Raw genomic sequence first — 18,273 nt, 5'->3', positions numbered from 1 at the left:
GTTCGTAAACTATTTGTGCGGCCGTGACCAGCCTCACTAATTCGCCAGTATTTCAGTCCATTATCTCCTTCACCAACCGGCCGAGAGCGATACCCAAATGCCAACTTCTACGCCGATACCAGACGATATGTCTATAGAAAAACCTTTAGTTTATTGGCTAGTCAATACCCTACGATCGCGAAACGCGTGTTGTTACGCATCAACGCCTCATTTATGGCTGTGGTTAGCGCAGCAAGTCAGGAAGGTCATATAGAAGTTTCATCGCGTCTGTCCACCCGACCTCAGAAAAAACCTTCAAAATTTCAACCAACCGGTGACGTCGGCCTTCGTCATCGAATATCAGACGATAATCGGCAATGTATCGTTGCAGAATTTCCACGACAGCGGTATTTCCCAAGCTCTCGTACTGATAGCCCTCCTCTTCACCACGTCCAAGTAATATCGCGTGAATTGCCTCGAATACCGCAACGGGATTACCTGGAATCAGGAACCCGTACAATCCAATCAGATAATACAGTGTCGACGGTTGGCGCGAGCGGGCAATTAAGCGCAGTTCCCCTTCATAATCAATTAGGAATTTCGCCATCGCCGCAGCATCGGGTAAACCCGGACTGTCATGTTGATCGCTGGCATGGGCGCCGGAGCCGAAATACAGTTGATTCATTGCATGATGGATGCTTAGTTCCGCTGCATCGTACCGCAGTCCAGCCGACTTCTTTTCTGCCTCGACAGCGTCGGATTGAAGTGCACCGTACGCCTCGGCGGCGACGAGCGTTGATGAGTTGAGGACAAGTGCGAGACAGTCCTGTGCACGGTCGCACGCTGAATACTCCTCCGCATTGGCCTTGGCGGCATAACGCCGAAATAGTGCACCGCGCAAACAGGAGGAGAAATGATTGAGCAATGCGCCCACACGCTCGGGTTCACCCGCCCAGTCTTCAAGCCACACACGCGCAAGCGCACGCCCTTGGCGAACATACAACTCCATTGCCAGGCTACCTACGGCTTCGAGCAAGTCATTACGCCCTGCAGTGTCCTGATCAAACTCGCAATGGATACGCACCTGGAGAATTTGTAGCACCTTCTCGCAGCGGTCTATTTCCGAATGAATGAAGGGCCGCAAAGCATGGTTGAGGTAGGAAGCGATTATCTCGGAATGAGTCTCCTGCTGAGCGATGCGCTCCCCCATTTCCCACATGCGATCTGGACTCACGGCAGCGAGAAGTTGAAGATCCTGCGCCACCTGGAGCCGAACTGCAGGCTCTGGATCGGAGAGAAATACCTCAAGCCGATCAAAGAGGACCGAGTGTTGCTCGGCGAAACGCGCCGCAAACGATATCGACGCGTTAGCGGCAAATACACGCACGTCCCCATGCCCCCACCTAATACTCATGATATCGCCTCCTTCGCCGCTGGGTACCGACTGGACGCAAGCCGCTCCAGAAGCTCGAGCATGACGACAACGTCCGGCAGGCCATGCGTGCCAGGTGAATAATTAGGGCTGGAAGCGACCCGTCCGACAGCCTGTGTGAAATACCCCCAAGCCGCTCGATCCACCTGATCCTGCAGGCCTGGATGGGCATCAATTAACGCTAAAAGCGCGGAGGCTTCACGCCATAAAACCGTGAGTTCGGTTGACTCGCAATCAACAGGTGTCTGCTCGACAAGGGCATGAAGCGCGTTAGATGCGTCAAACACCTCCCGGTTGGGCCCCGCTTCGACGTCAGCACCGGCGTTGCGCACTTGGTTGAGGATAAAATCGTCAATATTGAAATCGGCCTGATAGCCGGTGCGCCTTTGGAACGCCTGCTTTGTGTTCAGAAGGTCCTCGCTCTCCAGTTCAGCGCGCAAGGTTTTCGTCGCGTACAGCTCGAGCAAGTCGTCTGGCACCGACCCCAAGATGCCGCCAAGAATACGATGCCAGTGAAGCCTGTCCTTTTCAGATTTGAAGCGATTTTCATCAGTGGCCATCACTTCAAAATTCAGGCGCGCCTCGCAAGTTTGTGTCGGCCAAGCTGCCGCAACAAAGCGAGCCGCTTCGCGATAAACGCACCGATTCTCAAAAAAATCCGGCCGTTCAATAAGGGGCCACAGTAAATGACCCACCTCCTGAGGACGCTCACTGCCGATGCCAAATATGCGTGTCCATATTGACGCGGTGGCATAAGCACATGAGGCCGCCGCAACGCTGGCTTCAAAAGCCGCGGTGTCACAGCCACGCAAGAAACATACATAGTGGTGCAGCAGGTCGTCTTCTTTGTTGTGACCAGGTGCTTTTTCCTGATCCCAGGGAGTGGGCTCATATTTATAGCCGCGTAATTCGATCGTCGTCGCACCGAGATTGATCTGCTCGGCATCTCCCCTCCCAAAGCCACGGACGTCGCATTTGCCCAACAAGCCAGCAATCAAAGCTCGCGTGCCATGGTAGGAAGAAATTGCAAGCACCTTGCCCATTGCCGTTCCAAGATGCCACTGGCAATGCGCAAAATCCTGCTGCCGATTAGATGTGAGCGGCATAATTCGACTACGTTGCCCTCCGAACCACGACGCAGTGTTGTCGTTGATTTCCTGACCGTAAAGCGCGGCAAAGATTTCGATTGTGAAATCGGGGTCAACCCGCGTGATCGGCACAATCTGTTCTGCGAGCCATGTGGCCTCTTGATCGGCATGTTGGGAGAAATGGGGCTCTCGCAGAATTCGATCGAGCAACACACGCGATGCGGTCGGATCCGACGCAAAACTCTTACCGACGAAGCGGATAGCACTGACGCTGTTTCCGGCTAGGGATAACGAAGGTGTCCACGCCAATTGCAATAATAGGCGCGCCGCCTGGCCGAATATCTGTTGAAACGCGGCGTCCTCAAAATCACCTCTATCGAACAACGTATGAAGCAAAACGCGAGCGGGATGAACCAACGCGCGCTCACCGCTTGTAAGCAACGCGAGCGCAAGCCGGCCCCACGCGATCGCTACTTGGGATGTAAGGCAACGGCTCGGTTCAGACACAATTTTGGAAAAAAAGGCAAGACGCGTGGCCAATGGTGCGAGCCAAGGCTCGGCAGGAGATCCGACAACGAGTGCCACCAGCCCGGCAATATCTTGTTCGGCTTCAATATTTTCGACCACGATTCGCAGTGCGACGTTTCCGAGAACGGGGTCAATGCTGTTCGCCTGGAAAATGCCAGTGATCAGTTTCCAGCTGAGGGATCGCCCGGCATTGTCGGCGCGCCAAAGTTGTTCGACGGCGAAACGCAGTGCAGGGGCCAGTAACAGTGCAATCGTAGTGTCGCCCGCCAGCTGCGCAAGCAAAGCATCGGGATCATCCCATTCAAGATAGAAGCGTCCAGCAATATGATCGAACAGCACATGATGCACGAAGCTGACCAAGTCACCTGACTCAGTAAGCACGCCGCTCTGGATAACCGCATCCAGAGCACTATGCCCAATAGTGACCTTACGCACCGACAGACGCCGGCGAGTGGCCATGACGGTCACTGTCGCAACAGCGGCCTGCTGCAGCGGAGTACTGGTAAGCCGCGCGTCTGCGTAGAGGTTGATCAACTCCAACTGGGTACGAATTGCACGGAATGCCGCTACATCGGTTCCGTCGGCGAGCAACTGTGCCGCGAGGGATAAGTTGAAGATGTTTCGCAGTAGCGCTGACAACTTCGGCGGGGCCGATCTGAGCAGAGTACCCAGTTCCAGCGACGCTGCTCCCACACTGGCGAGATCTGTTTCACTCAGGCGCGGTACCAGGAAGTGACGCACAGCCGACAGCCCGCTGTCGGCATGATTAGAGTCGGCGGCCACCCCGAAAAATGCTTGTTTGAAGCGTCTGCCGTTCCTGAGGTCGAAAGTGCGAATTGACGCGACAACAATCCAGTCTTCCGAAAGTTGTTGACGCACATTTTCAATCAAAGTGGCGAACACTCCCTCGGATGGCGCGCCTCGGGCAGCATCGAGTGCATCTATGAAGAGAATCTTGTGGCCCCCGCCGGGCATGGCTGCCAGCGTTTCAACTAATGGGTGCGTGAGTCCGATTTCGGATGCAAGATCCGCAGCGATAGCGACGCCGGGAAAACGGTCGAGCGAGAGAAAAATCACTGTATCGCCAGCGTCGGCGATCGTTGCGGCAGCATGAATCAGCGAACCGGTTTTTCCTGCGCCCGGCTCGCCGATGACAAGTAGCGATCCGGCTAAAATGGCGGCTATCAGGGGAGCATCGCTCTCTCGCGCAATGGATGCGCCCCTACCCAGCGGCAACTGCCCATGTATGGCTAATCGCGCGAGTTCATTTTTGGTCACTGCACGTAACCTGGCGACGTCCGCTTCGAAGCCAGGGGCACCAATGTCATTATGTCCGCGACGGCGCAGCGCTCGCAGCAACCCATCGCGGTCGGCGGGTGCGCCACTGCTAATCAGGTCACGCATGACGCCCTCAAGATCACGAAGCGGCGCATCACCCGCCACCTCACTTCCGTACAGAGCACGACCAAGCAGTTGAGAAACCTCCCGCCAATCGCTGTCACCTTGGTCCATAGTGAAACGTGAGATACGGAAGATACGGGCCAGATCCGTTAGATCGCCATCGTCAGGTGGACCACCACGGTGTGCAGTCCAGGCTGGCGAAGCAATGCCCTCGAATACGCCAAGGGCGTCGCGCTCAGCCTGGTTGCGCTGGAGGCGGGTCACTGCCCAACTCCCGCCGAGGTCGAACGCTCGACAACCTGATTCAAGGTCATCCAGCGATCGTGGCGCGTCAGCGCGCACCGCAAGCAGCGCGACATTACGGTTCAGGTCGGGAAGGCCGTCCCCCGCCTTTGCGTCGGCCACCCAACGAGCTAATTGTCCAACGGTTTTGTAAAGCGGCGCACCGGAACCTGAACTTAGGCTTGCGCGAGTTTTACACTGAAGATGAAGCGAACCACCATCCGACTGCGACACCTCGATGTCATCAAGGCTTTCCCCGGTCTCAAGACGGACAGCAACCGGCAACGCCTGATGGTTGATGCCAAACCGGCTGCCGACTGGCGCGCGAACGAGAATGTGCACGGCGAACCAAGTGGCGACCGCAGCCTGAAAAGCCAGACCGGCCTCTGCGGCACGTCCACCAGCGCGCATCGGGGCTGGTGACGCCGAGGGTGCCTGTTCAATAGTCATTGAAACGCCTCAAGCAAAAAAATATGGGATTGAACCCTCTACGTCATTCAAAGCACGGACCAATGTGCATTGCTTTAACGGCGTTCAGGACGGTCACGCTAGGCAATACTTGTCGACTAATTCAGGGTGACCGGCTTACCGAGCGGGTAAGATCATAGGTAAGGTCGTTGCTGAAGACCACTTGCCGGATACTGTAGGACAAAGGCCGGTCATGATGGAGGTGTCCATGGTTGTTGAAATCATGCGCGGGCATATTTATGTAGCTTACAGGCAGCATCTGGAAGCCATGCTGCATATTCCCGTGGATGCGTCGCCTCAGACTATCCACGAATTGATCGAAGCGGGTTTTGCCGCCGCGACTGTTAAGGCGCTTTATGATGTTGGCGCATTAGCTAAGCAGGCACGGGACCAGATCATGTCACCCAGAGCGCTGAAAATGAGATTGACCCGCGCGCAACGCTTAACCGTGGCCGAGAGTGATCGCCTGTTTCGTGTTGTCCATATCTTGGCCATGTCTGAGGCATTTTTTGGAGATAGGGAAAAGTCGAAACGCTGGCTAACCAAGCCCAAAGGTCGATTATCAGGCAACAGCCCAGTCAGTCTGCTGTCAACCATGCCGGGAACTCGCCTGGTAGAGGAAATGCTGATTCAGGGGGTAGAAGGATTGGCGCTTTGATTTGACTGAAGATTCCTAATTTTCCAGCCAACCCGATTTTACCTTTGACTGCTTCAAACTCGAATGGGGCGTTGAATGAGAAAGTCGACGACGGAACAGCAGGGAACTCTTTTCGACTGTAATGCTTAAATGGATAACATATGACCACCAAATTGCATTGCCGCTGACAGGCATTTGCATTCGTGGCGACCACCGTCTGCCTCCGGTTGACCATGCACACACAAGAGACGACCGGCAGGACGGGGCCAGAAGTGGACAGTCGCCGCCACAGTATCGGCGACTGCGCACACTCGACAACGACCAGGTGCTAGAAAGTTTTGGTATGAGAGCGGCGTTCTCGTAGCATAGCGTCCGCTTAAAAAGGCTACAAAATGGTGTCGACTTTAGTTGGACTAAAGTCGCCCCAAGTGAACGGGTTCAACAAGATGCGTTGCCCGTTCGGATTGCTCTAACTACGCTGCATTGCGCAAGATTTATACTAAAAATCTCAAGGCTTTTTTAGGATCTATTCAGTAAATCGCCGCAACGTCTCCACCGCCACTATTCCACCCTCCTCCCAACGCTTTATAGATCGCGACGATGCCGCGGTACTGATCGGTTTCACCCAAAGCTTGGGCATCTTCGGCGTTGAGTCGCTCGCGCTGCGCATCCAGCAACACCAGATAATCCACCGTCCCTTCCTTGTACTGAATCGCGGCAAGGTCGGCGGCGGCACGGCTCGACTCACTCTGCTTGATCAACGACAACAAACGCTGTTGGCGTTTGCCATAGTCGCTGAAAGCGTTTTCAGATTCTTCCAGCGCCAGCAGCACTTGCTGCTCATAGGTGGCCAGGGCGCCTTCGGCATTGGCGTCGGCACCACGGATGCGGGCCCGCACGCTGCCCAGGTCAAATGCCGCCCAGGTAATGCTCGGACCCAAGCTCCAAACCCGGGCGGCGCTGGAGCCAATCTGTGAACCACGGCCGGCGGTGAAGCCGAGGAAGCCGCTCAGGCTCACCCGCGGGAACAAGTCGGCGGTGGCCACCCCAATCTCCGCAGTGGCCGACGCCAACCTGCGCTCGGCGGCGAGCACATCAGGACGCCGGCGCAGCAGCTCAGCGGGATCACCGATCGGCAGCGCTTTGGCGATGGCCGGCAACTCGGCGGGACTCAACGAAACACTCAATGCATTCGGGCGTTCGCCCAACAGCGTGGCGATGCGGTTTTTCTGCCGCACCTGCTCCGCTTGCAGTTGCGGGACCGTGGCTTCTACCGCCGCCAGACGGGCGTCGGCACGCACCACGTCAAGCTCATTGCCCACGCCGGCATCACGCAGGCTGACCGTCACATTGCGCGAATCCTGCTGATTCTTCAGGTTCGCCAAGGCGATTTTCTCCCTCAGTTGCGCACCTCGCAGCTGCCCATAGGCATCCACCAATTCGGCGATCATAGTCACGCGAAGCTGATACAAGTCCGCTGCGGCGGCGTCTTCCTGGGCGTCGCTGGATTCCAGTTGGCGCTGGATCCGGCCAAACAGGTCGACTTCCCAGGCCATGTCCAGCCCCAGGTCGTAGCGTTCCTGATGGACCCGGTTTTCGGTCTGGCCGGGCACTTGGCCCTTTCCTTGTTGGCTGCTGACGCGGCTGGTAACCACCGGCAAATTGTCGTTGCTGACGTCATCCCGAATCGCCCGGGCCGCTTTCCAGCGGGCGAAGGCCACGCGCAGATCACGGTTGCCTTCCAGGGATTTGCTCACCAACTGGTTGAGCGTGGGGTCATCGAACTGCTGCCACCACACCGTTTCAAACCGCGATTGATCGTAGTGCCCGCCCTGGATCGACACGATAGTGGCCGGCGCGGTGTCAGGCGTCTTGTAGTCGGGACCGACCGTGCACGCGGCGAGCGCAACGACCAAAAGGCTGGGTAAAAAAAGCTTCAAGGTGTTCATCAGTGTGCCTCCGGATTCAATGCGGTTGTTGGGTGAACCTTGGCGACCTTGCGCGCGTTTTTGCGCTCAATGGAGCGACGAATCAAAACGAAGAACACCGGCGTCAGCAGCAAGCCGAAGAAAGTTACGCCGAGCATCCCGGAGAACACCGCAACCCCCATCGCCCGGCGCATTTCAGAGCCGGCACCGCTGGACGTCACCAGCGGAATCACACCCATGATGAAGGCGAACGAGGTCATCAGGATCGGCCGCAACCGCATGCGGCAAGCCTCCAGCACCGCGTCCAGCGGCGACATGCCCTGCTCCTGTTTGTCCTTGGCGAACTCGACGATCAGGATCGCGTTTTTGCAGGCCAGGCCAACCAGCACAATCAGGCCGATCTGGGTAAAGATGTTGTTGTCGCCCTTGGAAATGATCACCCCGGCAATCGCCGACAGTAGAGTCATCGGCACGATCAGGATCACAGCCAATGGCAGGCTCCAGCTTTCATACAACGCCGCCAGGACCAGGAACGCCAACAACACGCAGAGCGGGAACACCAGCAACGCCGTGTTGCCTGACAGGATCTGTTGGTAGGTCAGGTCGGTCCATTCGTAGGTCATGCCATTCGGCAGTTCTTCTTTCAGCAGCTTTTCAATCGCCGCCTGGGCTTGGCCGGAGCTGTAGCCTGGCGCGGCACTGCCGTTGATTTCGGCGGTGACGAAACCGTTGTAGTGCGAGACGCGGTCAGGTCCCGAACTCGGACTGACCTTGACGAAGGTAGCCAGCGGGATCATCTCGCCGTGGTCATTGCGCACTTTCAATTGGCCGATCTGTTCCGGCTCCTGGCGGAACTGTTGTTCGGCCTGCACGTTGACCTGATACGTCCGCCCGAAACGGTTGAAGTCGTTGGCATACAAGGAGCCCAAATACACCTGCAACGTGTCGAAGATGTCGTTGATCGCCACGCCGTGGGTCTTGGCTTTTTCCCGGTCAATGGCGGCCTCGACCTGCGGTACGTTGACCGTGTAACTGGTGAACAGGTTGGCCAGTTCCGGAACGCTGCGGCTCTTGCCGATGATGTTCATGGTCTCTTTGTACAGTTCGTCGTAACCAAGGTTGCCCCGGTCTTCAATCTGCAAGCGGAACCCGCCGATGGTGCCCAGGCCTTGAACCGGCGGTGGCGGGAACACCGCAATGTAGGCGTCCTGGATGCCGCCAAACTTGGCGTTCAGCGATGCAGAAATCGCCCCGGCGGACAGGCTCGGATCCTTACGCTCATCAAACGGTCGCAAACCGATGAAGGCGATGCCGGCATTCGGGCTGTTGGTGAAGCCATTGATCGACAGGCCCGGGAAGGCCACGGCGCTGTCGAAGCCCGGCTCGTTCATGGCGATGCTGCTCATGCGGCGGATCACGTTTTCGGTGCGATCCAGGCTGGCGGCGTCCGGCAACTGGGCGAAGGTCACCAGGTACTTTTTGTCCTGAGTCGGAACGAAACCGGTGGGCGTGGTGCTGAACCCCAGGTACGTCATCGCGATCAGGCCGGCATAAACCAGCAACGCCACGCTACTGCCACGAATGACTTTGGCCACGGCAATCACGTAGCCATGGCTGGCCTTATCGAAGAAGCGGTTGAACGGTTTAAACAGCCAGCCGCCCAGCAGGCGATCCAGCACTTTGGAGAAACGGTCCTTCGGCGCGCCGTGGGCCTTGAGCAACACGGCGGCCAACGCCGGCGACAAGGTCAGCGAGTTGAACGCCGAGATCACGGTCGAGATGGCAATGGTCAGTGCGAACTGCTTGTAAAACTGCCCGGTCAGGCCCGAGATAAACGCTGCGGGCACAAACACCGCACACAGCACCAGCGCCGTAGCGATGATCGGACCGGTCACCTCGCCCATGGCTTTTTTGGTCGCCTCGACCGGTTCAAGCCCCGACTCGATGTTCCGCTCGACGTTCTCCACCACCACGATCGCATCATCGACCACGATCCCGATCGCCAGGACCAGGCCGAACAGCGACAGCGCATTCAGCGAAAACCCGAACAGGTGCATCACGGCAAACGTACCGATCAGCGACACCGGCACTGCGACCAACGGAATGATCGACGCGCGCCAGGTTTGCAGGAACAGGATGACCACCAGCACAACCAGGATCAATGCTTCGAACAAGGTGTGCACCACGGCTTCAATCGAACTGCGCACGAAGATCGTCGGGTCATAAACGATCTCGTAGTCCATGCCTTCCGGGAAGCTTTTCTTCAGCTCCGCCATCTTCGCCCGCACCTGGTTGGAGATGTCGATTGCATTCGAGCCCGGGCGCTGGAAGATCGGCATCGCCACCGCTTCCTCGTTATTGAGCAAGGCGCGCAAGGCGTACTGGTTGGAACCCAGTTCGACCCGGGCAATGTCTTTCAGGCGCGTGATTTCGCCGTCCGGACCGCTGCGGATGATGACGTTCTCGAACTCTTCTTCGCTGACCAACCGCCCTTGGGAGTTGATCGACATCTGGAAGCTCGTGGCATTCGGTGCAGGCGGCGAACCCAGTTGCCCGGCGGCGACCTGACGATTCTGCTCACGCACTGCGTTGACCACGTCGGTCGCGGTCAGATTGCGCGAAGCGGTCTTGTTCGGGTCGAGCCAGATACGCAGCGAGTAATCACCAATACCGAACATCTTCACGTCACCAATACCGTCCAGACGCGCCAGCTCATCCTTGACGTTGAGGATCGCGTAGTTCGACAGGTAGAGCATGTCGTAGCGCTTGTCCGGCGATACCAAATGCACCAGTAACGTCAGCTCCGGAGACGCCTTGTCGACAGTGATGCCGATACGCGTCACTTCCTCGGGCAGCTTAGGTTCGGTGCGGGTCACACGGTTCTGCACCTGGACTTGGGCGTTGTCCAGATCAGTGCCCAGGGCGAACGTCACGGTGAGGGTGAGTCGGCCATCCGCCGTGGATTGCGAGGACATGTACAACATGTTCTCGACGCCGGTGATGGCTTGCTCCAGAGGCGCCGCTACAGTTTCACCAATGACTTTCGGGTTGGCGCCGGGGTAGTTGGCGTGGACGACCACGGTGGGTGGCACCACTTCTGGGTATTCGCTGATCGGTAACTGGAACAGCGAGATCGCGCCGGCAATCAGGATAAGCAGCGACAGCACCGCCGCGAAGATCGGTCGCGTGATAAAGAACTGGGAAAACTTCATATCGGTGCTCCTTATCCGCGAGGCGCAGCGGTTGATTCGGCTTTCACCAGCGCAGGTGATTTAGCAGAAACCGGTGGATTGGAGGCTTCGATTGCCTGGCGTTTTTGCGTCAGGATCGCCACGACTTCAGGGCTGGCCATTGGCGCATCCTCAGGACTGATCACCGCACCGGGACGTACGCGCTGCAGGCCGTTGATGACGATACGATCCTCTTTTTGCAGACCACTGCGCACGATGCGCAAGCCTTCCAGTTTCGGTCCGAGATCGACGCTGCGATACACGGCTTTGTTGTCCTGATCGACCACCAGCACGAATTTCTTGCCGAGGTCGGTGCCTACCGCTTCGTCTTTGATCAGCAGGCCGGGATAGGCGGCGCTGCCCACCAGTTTCAACCGTGCATACAGACCGGGGGTGTACTGGCCGTCTGCGTTATCGAACACCGCGCGACCACGGATGGTGCCGGTTTTCGGGTTGACCTGGTTGTCGACAAAGTTCATCTGCCCGAGGTGACTGTTGCCCTCCTCGTTCGACAAGCCCATGTACACCGGCGTGGCTTGACCGCGCTGCCCCTGGCGGGAAAGTTGGCTGTACTTGAGGAACATGCGTTCGTCTGCGTCGAAATAGGCATAGACCTTGTCGGTGGAGACCACGCTGGTCAGCGGTGTGGTGTCGGCGGTCACGATGTTGCCAGCGGTGATTTCCGCCCGGCTGACGCGGCCGCTGATCGGTGCAGTGACGCGGGTGAAACTGAGGTTCAAGCGCGCCAGGTCCAACTGCGCCTGAATGGCATCGACCCCGGCCCGGGCTTCCTGCGCGGTGGTGGTGCGGGTGTCGGCCAGCTCGGCAGAGATCGCGTTACTGCTCAACAAGCGCTGGCCCCGCTGCGCTTCGTTGCCGGTGCGGACCAGGGTGGCGCGCGCCTGTTGCAGCTGCGCCTCGATGCGATGCACTTCGTGTTCGAACGGGCGTGGGTCAATCTGGAACAGCAAATCGCCCTTCTTCACCAGCGCGCCGTCGTTAAAGGCTACGCGATCAATCTGCCCGGTTACCCGAGGACGAACCTCGACGGTTTCCGGCGCTTCCAGGCGGGCGGTGACTTCGTCCCATTCGGTAATGGGTTGCTCCAGCACCTTGGCCACGGTGACGTGCGGCGCACCCGGCGCCTGGGCGGCATTGGGTGTGCGTTCACACGCGGTAAGCACTACCAGCGCCAGTGCAGCAAGGGGATAACGCAAAGGTTTGAGTGACTGTTCCATAGGTAGTGTCCGCCAGACGGTTTGGGAATTTCCGGATTCTCGGCGTCGCGCGAGGTCGCGACGAATTGAACGGAGTGAAGTTGGCTATCACCAATAATGATGACCATCATGTTTAAGGGTAAAAAAGGATCGATCCCGCTTAAACCTTGGTATTGGTGAGCACGGTACAAACGGAATCCAGCGCCGGCCCCAACGCCTGCGCAGCATTCAACGCTCGCTTAGTGGGCACCATCCGGCGACCGATGCGCTCGAACAAAGGGTCGTTGAACAGCTTGCGCAAACGCACCAGCGCCGCGCTGACCGCAGGCTGGCCCAGCGATAATTGCTTCGCGGCGCGGGTGAGATTACGTTCCTGGATGAGCGCCTCGAACACCACCAACAGGTTCAGATCGATACCGCGCAGATCATTACGATTCATGAGTCCGGTCCACGTAGAGATTTTCAACTTGAGTCACAGGCTCGGGATCCGACAGACTTGCGTCGATTCGGGCAAAGCCATTGCAACGACCTTATATGACGACCATAATAAATACCAGCCTCTCAGCGACGCTTTTCCCAAGTGCAATCGACTGGGCTACAGGAGCAGTCTCATGAAAGTCACAAAAGACCAGGCCGCCGCGAACAAAGAAGCGATCCTCACGGCTGCGTCCCGGCTGTATCGGGAAAAGGGCATCGATGGCATCGGCATTGGTGAACTGTCGCGCTCCGTGGGCCTGACCCATGGCGGCTTCTACGGACAGTTTCCGGGCGGCAAGGAACAACTAGCCTCAGAGGCCGTCAGTCGGACGTTCGAGTCCAATATCCAGGACTGGCAAAACGCCAAATCCATTCCCGAACTGATCAAGGGTTACTTGACGCAAGCGCATCTTGATAACTGGACCGAGGGCTGCCCTATCCCCGCGCTGGGCGCCGACGTGGCCCGCACGGGTGGGACCGTCAGTGTTTCCTTCACCAAAGGCGTCGAACGCTTGATCGAAACGTTGATGGCGTTGGTCGATGGGGAAAGCCATGACGAGAAGTATCTGGAATCGCTGCGCATCCTGTCATCGATCGCAGGGGCCATGCTGATTGCCAGGGCGTTGAACAAGCCTGAGTTATCCGAGCAGTTTCTGCAGTCGGTGATCAGTGCTTGGCCTACTGCTCCCGCACCAAAAGAACGGGCTGCGTAGCGCCATTCAAATTTTTCATACGGGGACAAACTAAAACCATCCTCAGCCCTGATCGAAGATTCTCGCGAAACACCTCTGAAACGAGGGCGTCTGATCGACTAGCGGCAGATTAAGTTAGATGGCTCGGCAACTACTTGGGTGGGCTGGATTGCAGTATCACCTGCTGGACTGCACTGCCGAACAATCCAATGACGACGCTGAGTCCATTGGCATAAACGACAATGGGAAACTGGTAGAGATACAAGCCCCTAAAGCTCTGACTATTTACAACGCTTAGGTCAACTCGCCATTTCGGGAGAAGCGTTGTGCGTATTCAGTAGGGCTAACCCCAAGACGTCGCACAAATGCATTTCTTAGGACATCCACGCTGTGGTAACCACAGCGACGCGCGACTTCTGATATCGACTGCCCTCCAAGCTCAAGTTCTCTACAGGCTGCTTCCACCCTAACGTCCTCGACGTACTTTGCCGGCGAAGTTTGCAGCTCTTGCTGGAACATGCGTAATAACGTCCTGATGCTTGTGGAGAGCCTGCCGGCCAGTGCTTCGACTGACAGTTCCGAATTTAAATTTTCCCTGATCCACTGGCATAGCTCACCCAGATTCGTACCGGGTACATCCTGCGACCGACTGGTGACACTGAACTGCGCCTGTCCACCAGGACGCCGCAAGAACAGGAGCAGGTTTTTCGCAATGTCCAAAGCGACGTCATCGCCTAAATCCTCGCTGACCAATGCCAGCGCAAGATCGATCCCGGCGGATGTGCCAGCCGACGTGTACACATTACCGTCTTTGACCCAGATCAGATCTGGATCAACCTGCACATTTGGATAGCGCTCAGCCAGCGCGCGCGTCATCTGCCAATGCGTCGTGGCCTTACGCCCCTCTAGGACTCCTGCCTCGGCAAGTGCGAACGCACCTACACTTATCGAACACAGGCGCCTCACCGTCGTCTCGGACTGCGAGCCAATCCAAGTGATAGCCGCCTCATCAAGCTGACCCATTACTTCCCAGCCCGCAGCCACGATCAACGTGTCGATTGCTTTGTTTTCGAGGCGCTCTTGCGCAAGCGTCCTGTGCGCAGTGAGTTTGAAGCCAGTGCTGTTCTCCAGATGTTCATTAGCATCCGAACAAACCAACTCAAGTACGTAGGGGGCATCCTCCCGGTCGTACAGACTATTCGCAAAGGCGAACACATCTGCGGGTCCAACCACGTCGAGCGCATCTATGGGCGGCATAGCCAAAATCACCACTCGTTTTTGCGTCCGACCTACAGTTGGATGAGTTGCATTGGTCTTTTTCTTCACGGCCCGCTCCCGCCTTTGTCATGGGCGCATATTGGCACAAATCGTTGTAAATAGTTAATATTGCCAAACTGAAAGACACGTAAACATCTGGCGACTTCATTTTCTAGGAGCAAAATTCGAGTGACCGGCATTTTTCGACACCGTACCAGTGACCGAACGAGCCTAGACGAATGAGTGTTTTGGTAAGTCGCCGCCAGGTTATTGCAGGCTTAGGAGTATTGAGTCTCAGCCTACTGGCCGGCTGCGATTCTGGAGGTAGGCCGCTGTACAAGTACGGCAAGGATCTGAGTGATCAGATACTTGGGCGCACATTCAAGTTAACGGATACCGACGGCTATGAGACGTCGCTCTCAAGCTTTCGCGGCATGATGCCAATGGTGATATTTGGCTTTACCAAATCCCCTTCGATCGTCCCCACTGCCTTGGCTCGCGCGGCAGAAATCAAAAAGATGATGGGCAAAGACGGTGAGCGTTTCCAGCTTGTATTTGTCACCTTAGACCCCGAACGGGATACGCCGGCGATATTGGATGCCTACGTCAAATCCTTTGATCCGTCATTTGTCGCCCTTTACGGCACGCCGAAGGAAACGGCCGCCACCGCGAAAGAGTTCAATGTCGTCTACGAGAAAATTTCCAGCGGATCGACGTACACACTGTCTCACTCAACCACCAGCTTTGTTTATGACTACAGGGGAACGCTGCGGCTCGGTCTTTCTCAATCGCTTTCTGCACAAGAGTGCGCGGAAGACTTGCTGAACCTCATGGAGATCTGCGAATGATCCGGCGCTCCCATCGATAGATAAACGTTTGGAAGCGCAACCGTCGAAACTGGAAGGCATGACGATTAAAGCCGCCACGCTTTAGAGCGTCCGGGCCTCGAAGCGCATGGCTCACAGGTAGTTTTTCCTTCAGGGCGTTCACCTGCCTGAACCCTGAACCCTGAATGAAAAAGACCAGACTGACGCAGGTGATTTTGGCTTGGTCGCTAGGTTTTGGACGAAAAGTGCCTGCGTGACAATCATGCTGCGTTAAAAACAGGCTCGGAATACCCATTTACAACCCGTAAACTCCGCTTAAACGCCCGTTAGGCCTTGCCTGATCGCCGCTCGGTTTCGCACAATCACTGAGGGTATGCGCGTAACATTGACCCGGAGCGTTTCAGCTTTGCCGAACAAATCTACTAACGGACTACCCGGATACCGGGGATTTGAGTATCAGATCGAAGCAACCGTTTGGGTCGCGCTTCACTTGATGCTCGAGGCAAAGCGCTGCGACGCCATAGATGTTGAACCTCAGAGTGCCGAGGATCTGGAGCTTGCCATCAATGCTGACGAGTCCAGTTCGTCAGTGACTTTATCTGTGAGTTCTACTAGGCGCTTGGTGCTGCAGTTCAAAACTCGTAGTACAGCGCCATGGACCAAGGATGCGTTGAGTGACGTAGTGGGTAATGGTCGACCCCGTGAACGCAAGGGAAGTGGTCCAGCACCCCGTATACGTGCCTTGGAAATGTTGATCCAGCGTCTCGACACGACTTATGTGCTCGTGACGGATGCGGGCGTGGACTCCGCCATATTCCATCTCGTTACTCCGTCGCTGCTTGACAGTAGTGCTAACAGGAACCCCATTGGTCTCCTGGACAATAAGCTGAAGTCATGCGCCCCCGCGCTGCTGGGTCGCCTGGCGATCTTGCCTGCAGTCACCCGAGAGCTTATCGCTTTCCGGACTAAGGATCTTATGTCGCGTGTTGGTAAAGTGCCGCATGTTTTGCTCGATAAGTGCTTGGTGTCACTCAAATCGCAAATTAGAAAGCGGTTGCTGGGCGATCTTGCCGGTGGATTCGCTTTGGCGGAGCTGGAATCAACGCTTAAAACCTGCGGAGGAGTACTCGATAACGACCCCATACTTGGTTACTTTCCGCCAGACGAAGTGGCACACCTCGAGGCGCTCCTCTCGGAGCGAAACGTACTGGTGCTGGTCGGGCCTCCAGGCATGGGTAAATCTTCACTGGCTTCGTATCTAGTCCGACTCCATCGTCGCTACGACGTGCCGTTCATAATTCATTATGAGCGAACCTCGCCCGGCGAAATCGAGCGTCGAATGCAGGAGCCTGGCCCCGCTCTGTTTGTCATCTCCGATCCTTGGGGGGTCAGCGACAACAGGGGGCGCAGTGACATGACGCATGATTTGTCACGGATCATCAGTACAGCGAGCGCAGATAAAAGGTTCATCATCACATCTCGTAATGATGTGTATGACGACGTCGATTTGATGACGCAGCAGCAACTTGAGCGGTTCGTAGTACCACTTTCTCTGGAAAGTTATACGGAGCGAACGTTGTGGGACATCGTTACGTACCGCCTCTCGAAGCAGCCCTCAGCCTTACACGTTGCGCAAGGGTTTCGGTTGCAAATCCTTTCGGAGTTAAGAAGCCCCGCTGAACTCGACCTCTTCGGAACGCTGCTTTCCGAGACCGCCCATGACACCTTGGAAGCATGGGCGGAGGCATTGAGGGATCTGCTTTTTGAGGATCAACCATGGACGGCGATGCACTCTGCGGACAGTGATGTCATGGACTTAATAAAACGTGCCGGCAGCGTGGTATCAGGCCGATACGCTAAGGAAATCCTGTCAGAGTGGATGGCGGGCCACACGGCCTATGTGGCTGCCAGTTGGGTTTTGTTTGAGTCGTTTGAGCATTTGGATGAGTCCGAATTCATACAATTACTTGAGTCGGTGAAGGCGCTTTCGAAAGGACGGCCTCCACGACAATTCGTCGCGTTCCTCAAGAAAAACAAAATTGTGGAGGATCGGGACGGACAGTTGATCATTCACTCCCTTAGCCTGGGAGGCATGCGTGATCTGCTCGACTCTTCGAGGCATGACGCACTGCTGGCAATTGAAAAAGTTGTCCTTCATTACGTGGCTTGGATGTCGGGGGCGGACGAAATGAATAGCTTGGGTCATGCCTTGCGCGTTCTGGAGACGTGGGATAAGTGGAACGTTGGATCGGTCGTCGGTTTTCAAGAGACGATTGCGTCGATTGATGGCTTCTTGGAGAGGAAGTGCCTGGCGAGTGTTGGTGAGGCGTTCCGGGATGCTGTGTTCATGGCTGGTTGGTGGAAGTTGTCTAACAGCAAAATGGTGCAATTCGCCGGCTCGTGGAGAGCCCGAGAATCAAGTTCGAAATGGTACCCACCGGATCTCTCGCCGAACTTCATTCACGACCTTGTCACCTCTGGCGATGCCGCCAAGTTCCTTCCACTATTTGTGAGTGAGGTGATGCCAAATACGCCGGTCCACTACGGCCAAGATGTTCAAGCATTCGTCGCATACATCTGTCAATTCCAGGTGGATCTCGGGCCTGCGGCCCGCTCTGCACTGGATCTGATGTACTACAGATTGACCGTTGATGATGGCAGCGGTAGTTATCTTGACCCAGATATCGATCTTAATCTCAAGCCGTTGAAGGCTTTGTTTAACAGTTGTACAGGCGAGCACTACCCTGAACTTCCCGGCCCAACTCCTCATTGGGAGTTGTGATTGCTGACGAGGCACGGTCGTGCTGGGTGTGGCGTGAGTGTAAGGTTC

The 18,273-nt window shown here is 56.4% G+C and carries 11 protein-coding genes; 4 read left to right on the top strand and 7 right to left on the bottom strand.

The features are described 5' to 3' along the window. Positions 1–223 precede the first annotated feature (223 nt). Positions 224–1,393, bottom strand: coding sequence for a hypothetical protein (locus A462_RS0132410; RefSeq protein WP_032899226.1), 1,170 nt, complete (start codon positions 1,391–1,393; stop codon positions 224–226). Then, positions 1,390–5,160, bottom strand: coding sequence for an ATP-binding protein (locus tag A462_RS0132405; RefSeq protein WP_157222835.1), 3,771 nt, complete (start codon positions 5,158–5,160; stop codon positions 1,390–1,392). Before A462_RS0132405 ends, A462_RS0132410 begins: the two co-directional genes overlap by 4 nt. Before the next feature lie 226 nt (positions 5,161–5,386). Between A462_RS0132405 and A462_RS20640 the strand changes: the two genes are divergently transcribed. Next, on the top strand, positions 5,387–5,836 hold the full coding sequence (locus tag A462_RS20640) for an antitoxin Xre/MbcA/ParS toxin-binding domain-containing protein (protein ID WP_032899223.1): 450 nt from the start codon (positions 5,387–5,389) through the stop codon (positions 5,834–5,836). Positions 5,837–6,345: 509 nt separating this feature from the next. Here A462_RS20640 and A462_RS20645 read toward each other — a convergent pair. The 4 genes from A462_RS20645 to A462_RS20660 form a co-directional block, all read right to left on the bottom strand. Then, positions 6,346–7,764, bottom strand: a complete 1,419-nt coding sequence (locus A462_RS20645) for an efflux transporter outer membrane subunit (protein WP_008433970.1) — start codon at positions 7,762–7,764, stop codon at positions 6,346–6,348. After that, entirely contained in the window at positions 7,764–10,955 is a 3,192-nt protein-coding gene (locus A462_RS20650) for an efflux RND transporter permease subunit (protein ID WP_008433968.1), read from the bottom strand. The genes A462_RS20645 and A462_RS20650 overlap by 1 nt, the downstream gene beginning before the upstream one ends. An 11-nt stretch (positions 10,956–10,966) precedes the next feature. Beyond that, positions 10,967–12,211 (bottom strand): multidrug efflux RND transporter periplasmic adaptor subunit MexE, encoded by a 1,245-nt coding sequence (gene mexE, locus A462_RS20655; protein WP_008433966.1) that lies wholly within the window; start codon positions 12,209–12,211, stop codon positions 10,967–10,969. Positions 12,212–12,350: 139 nt separating this feature from the next. Beyond that, positions 12,351–12,629: a LysR family transcriptional regulator gene (locus A462_RS20660; RefSeq protein WP_008433963.1), complete on the bottom strand. Its 279-nt coding sequence runs from the start codon at positions 12,627–12,629 to the stop codon at positions 12,351–12,353. 172 nt (positions 12,630–12,801) lie between these two features. Here A462_RS20660 and A462_RS20665 point away from each other — a divergent pair, with 172 nt between their 5' ends. Then, positions 12,802–13,380, top strand: coding sequence for a TetR/AcrR family transcriptional regulator (locus A462_RS20665; protein WP_008433961.1), 579 nt, complete (start codon positions 12,802–12,804; stop codon positions 13,378–13,380). Between the two features lie 273 nt (positions 13,381–13,653). Here the strand turns inward: A462_RS20665 and A462_RS20670 are convergent, their stop codons facing one another. Next, on the bottom strand, positions 13,654–14,685 hold the full coding sequence (locus A462_RS20670) for a GlxA family transcriptional regulator (RefSeq protein ID WP_032899221.1): 1,032 nt from the start codon (positions 14,683–14,685) through the stop codon (positions 13,654–13,656). A 170-nt stretch (positions 14,686–14,855) separates the two neighbouring features. Between A462_RS20670 and A462_RS20675 the strand changes: the two genes are divergently transcribed. Both A462_RS20675 and A462_RS20680 read left to right on the top strand, forming a co-directional pair. Continuing rightward, positions 14,856–15,464, top strand: a complete 609-nt coding sequence (locus A462_RS20675; RefSeq protein ID WP_008433956.1) for an SCO family protein — start codon at positions 14,856–14,858, stop codon at positions 15,462–15,464. Positions 15,465–16,191: 727 nt separating this feature from the next. Further along, positions 16,192–18,225 carry a hypothetical protein gene (locus A462_RS20680; protein ID WP_008433953.1) on the top strand — a complete coding sequence of 678 codons (2,034 nt, stop codon included), beginning with the start codon at positions 16,192–16,194 and terminating at the stop codon, positions 18,223–18,225. The last annotated feature ends 48 nt before the right edge of the window (positions 18,226–18,273 follow it).

Source organism: Pseudomonas sp. Ag1, from assembly GCF_000278565.1.
In the GTDB taxonomy this organism is placed as follows: Bacteria; Pseudomonadota; Gammaproteobacteria; order Pseudomonadales; family Pseudomonadaceae; genus Aquipseudomonas.
Note: the sequence above shows the minus strand (reverse complement) of the source record. Positions and strands in the feature narration are given on the sequence as shown.

Excerpts from the sequence above, each read along its gene's own strand:
- A462_RS0132410 (WP_032899226.1), bottom strand. The coding sequence starts at position 1,393 with ATGAGTATTAGGTGGGGGCATGGGGACGTGCGTGTATTTGCCGCTAAC.
- A462_RS0132405 (WP_157222835.1), bottom strand. The coding sequence starts at position 5,160 with ATGACTATTGAACAGGCACCCTCGGCGTCACCAGCCCCGATGCGCGCT.
- A462_RS20640 (WP_032899223.1), top strand. The coding sequence starts at position 5,387 with ATGGTTGTTGAAATCATGCGCGGGCATATTTATGTAGCTTACAGGCAG.
- A462_RS20645 (WP_008433970.1), bottom strand. The coding sequence starts at position 7,764 with ATGAACACCTTGAAGCTTTTTTTACCCAGCCTTTTGGTCGTTGCGCTC.
- A462_RS20650 (WP_008433968.1), bottom strand. The coding sequence starts at position 10,955 with ATGAAGTTTTCCCAGTTCTTTATCACGCGACCGATCTTCGCGGCGGTG.
- mexE (WP_008433966.1), bottom strand. The coding sequence starts at position 12,211 with ATGGAACAGTCACTCAAACCTTTGCGTTATCCCCTTGCTGCACTGGCG.
- A462_RS20660 (WP_008433963.1), bottom strand. The coding sequence starts at position 12,629 with ATGAATCGTAATGATCTGCGCGGTATCGATCTGAACCTGTTGGTGGTG.
- A462_RS20665 (WP_008433961.1), top strand. The coding sequence starts at position 12,802 with ATGAAAGTCACAAAAGACCAGGCCGCCGCGAACAAAGAAGCGATCCTC.
- A462_RS20675 (WP_008433956.1), top strand. The coding sequence starts at position 14,856 with ATGAGTGTTTTGGTAAGTCGCCGCCAGGTTATTGCAGGCTTAGGAGTA.
- A462_RS20680 (WP_008433953.1), top strand. The coding sequence starts at position 16,192 with ATGTTGATCCAGCGTCTCGACACGACTTATGTGCTCGTGACGGATGCG.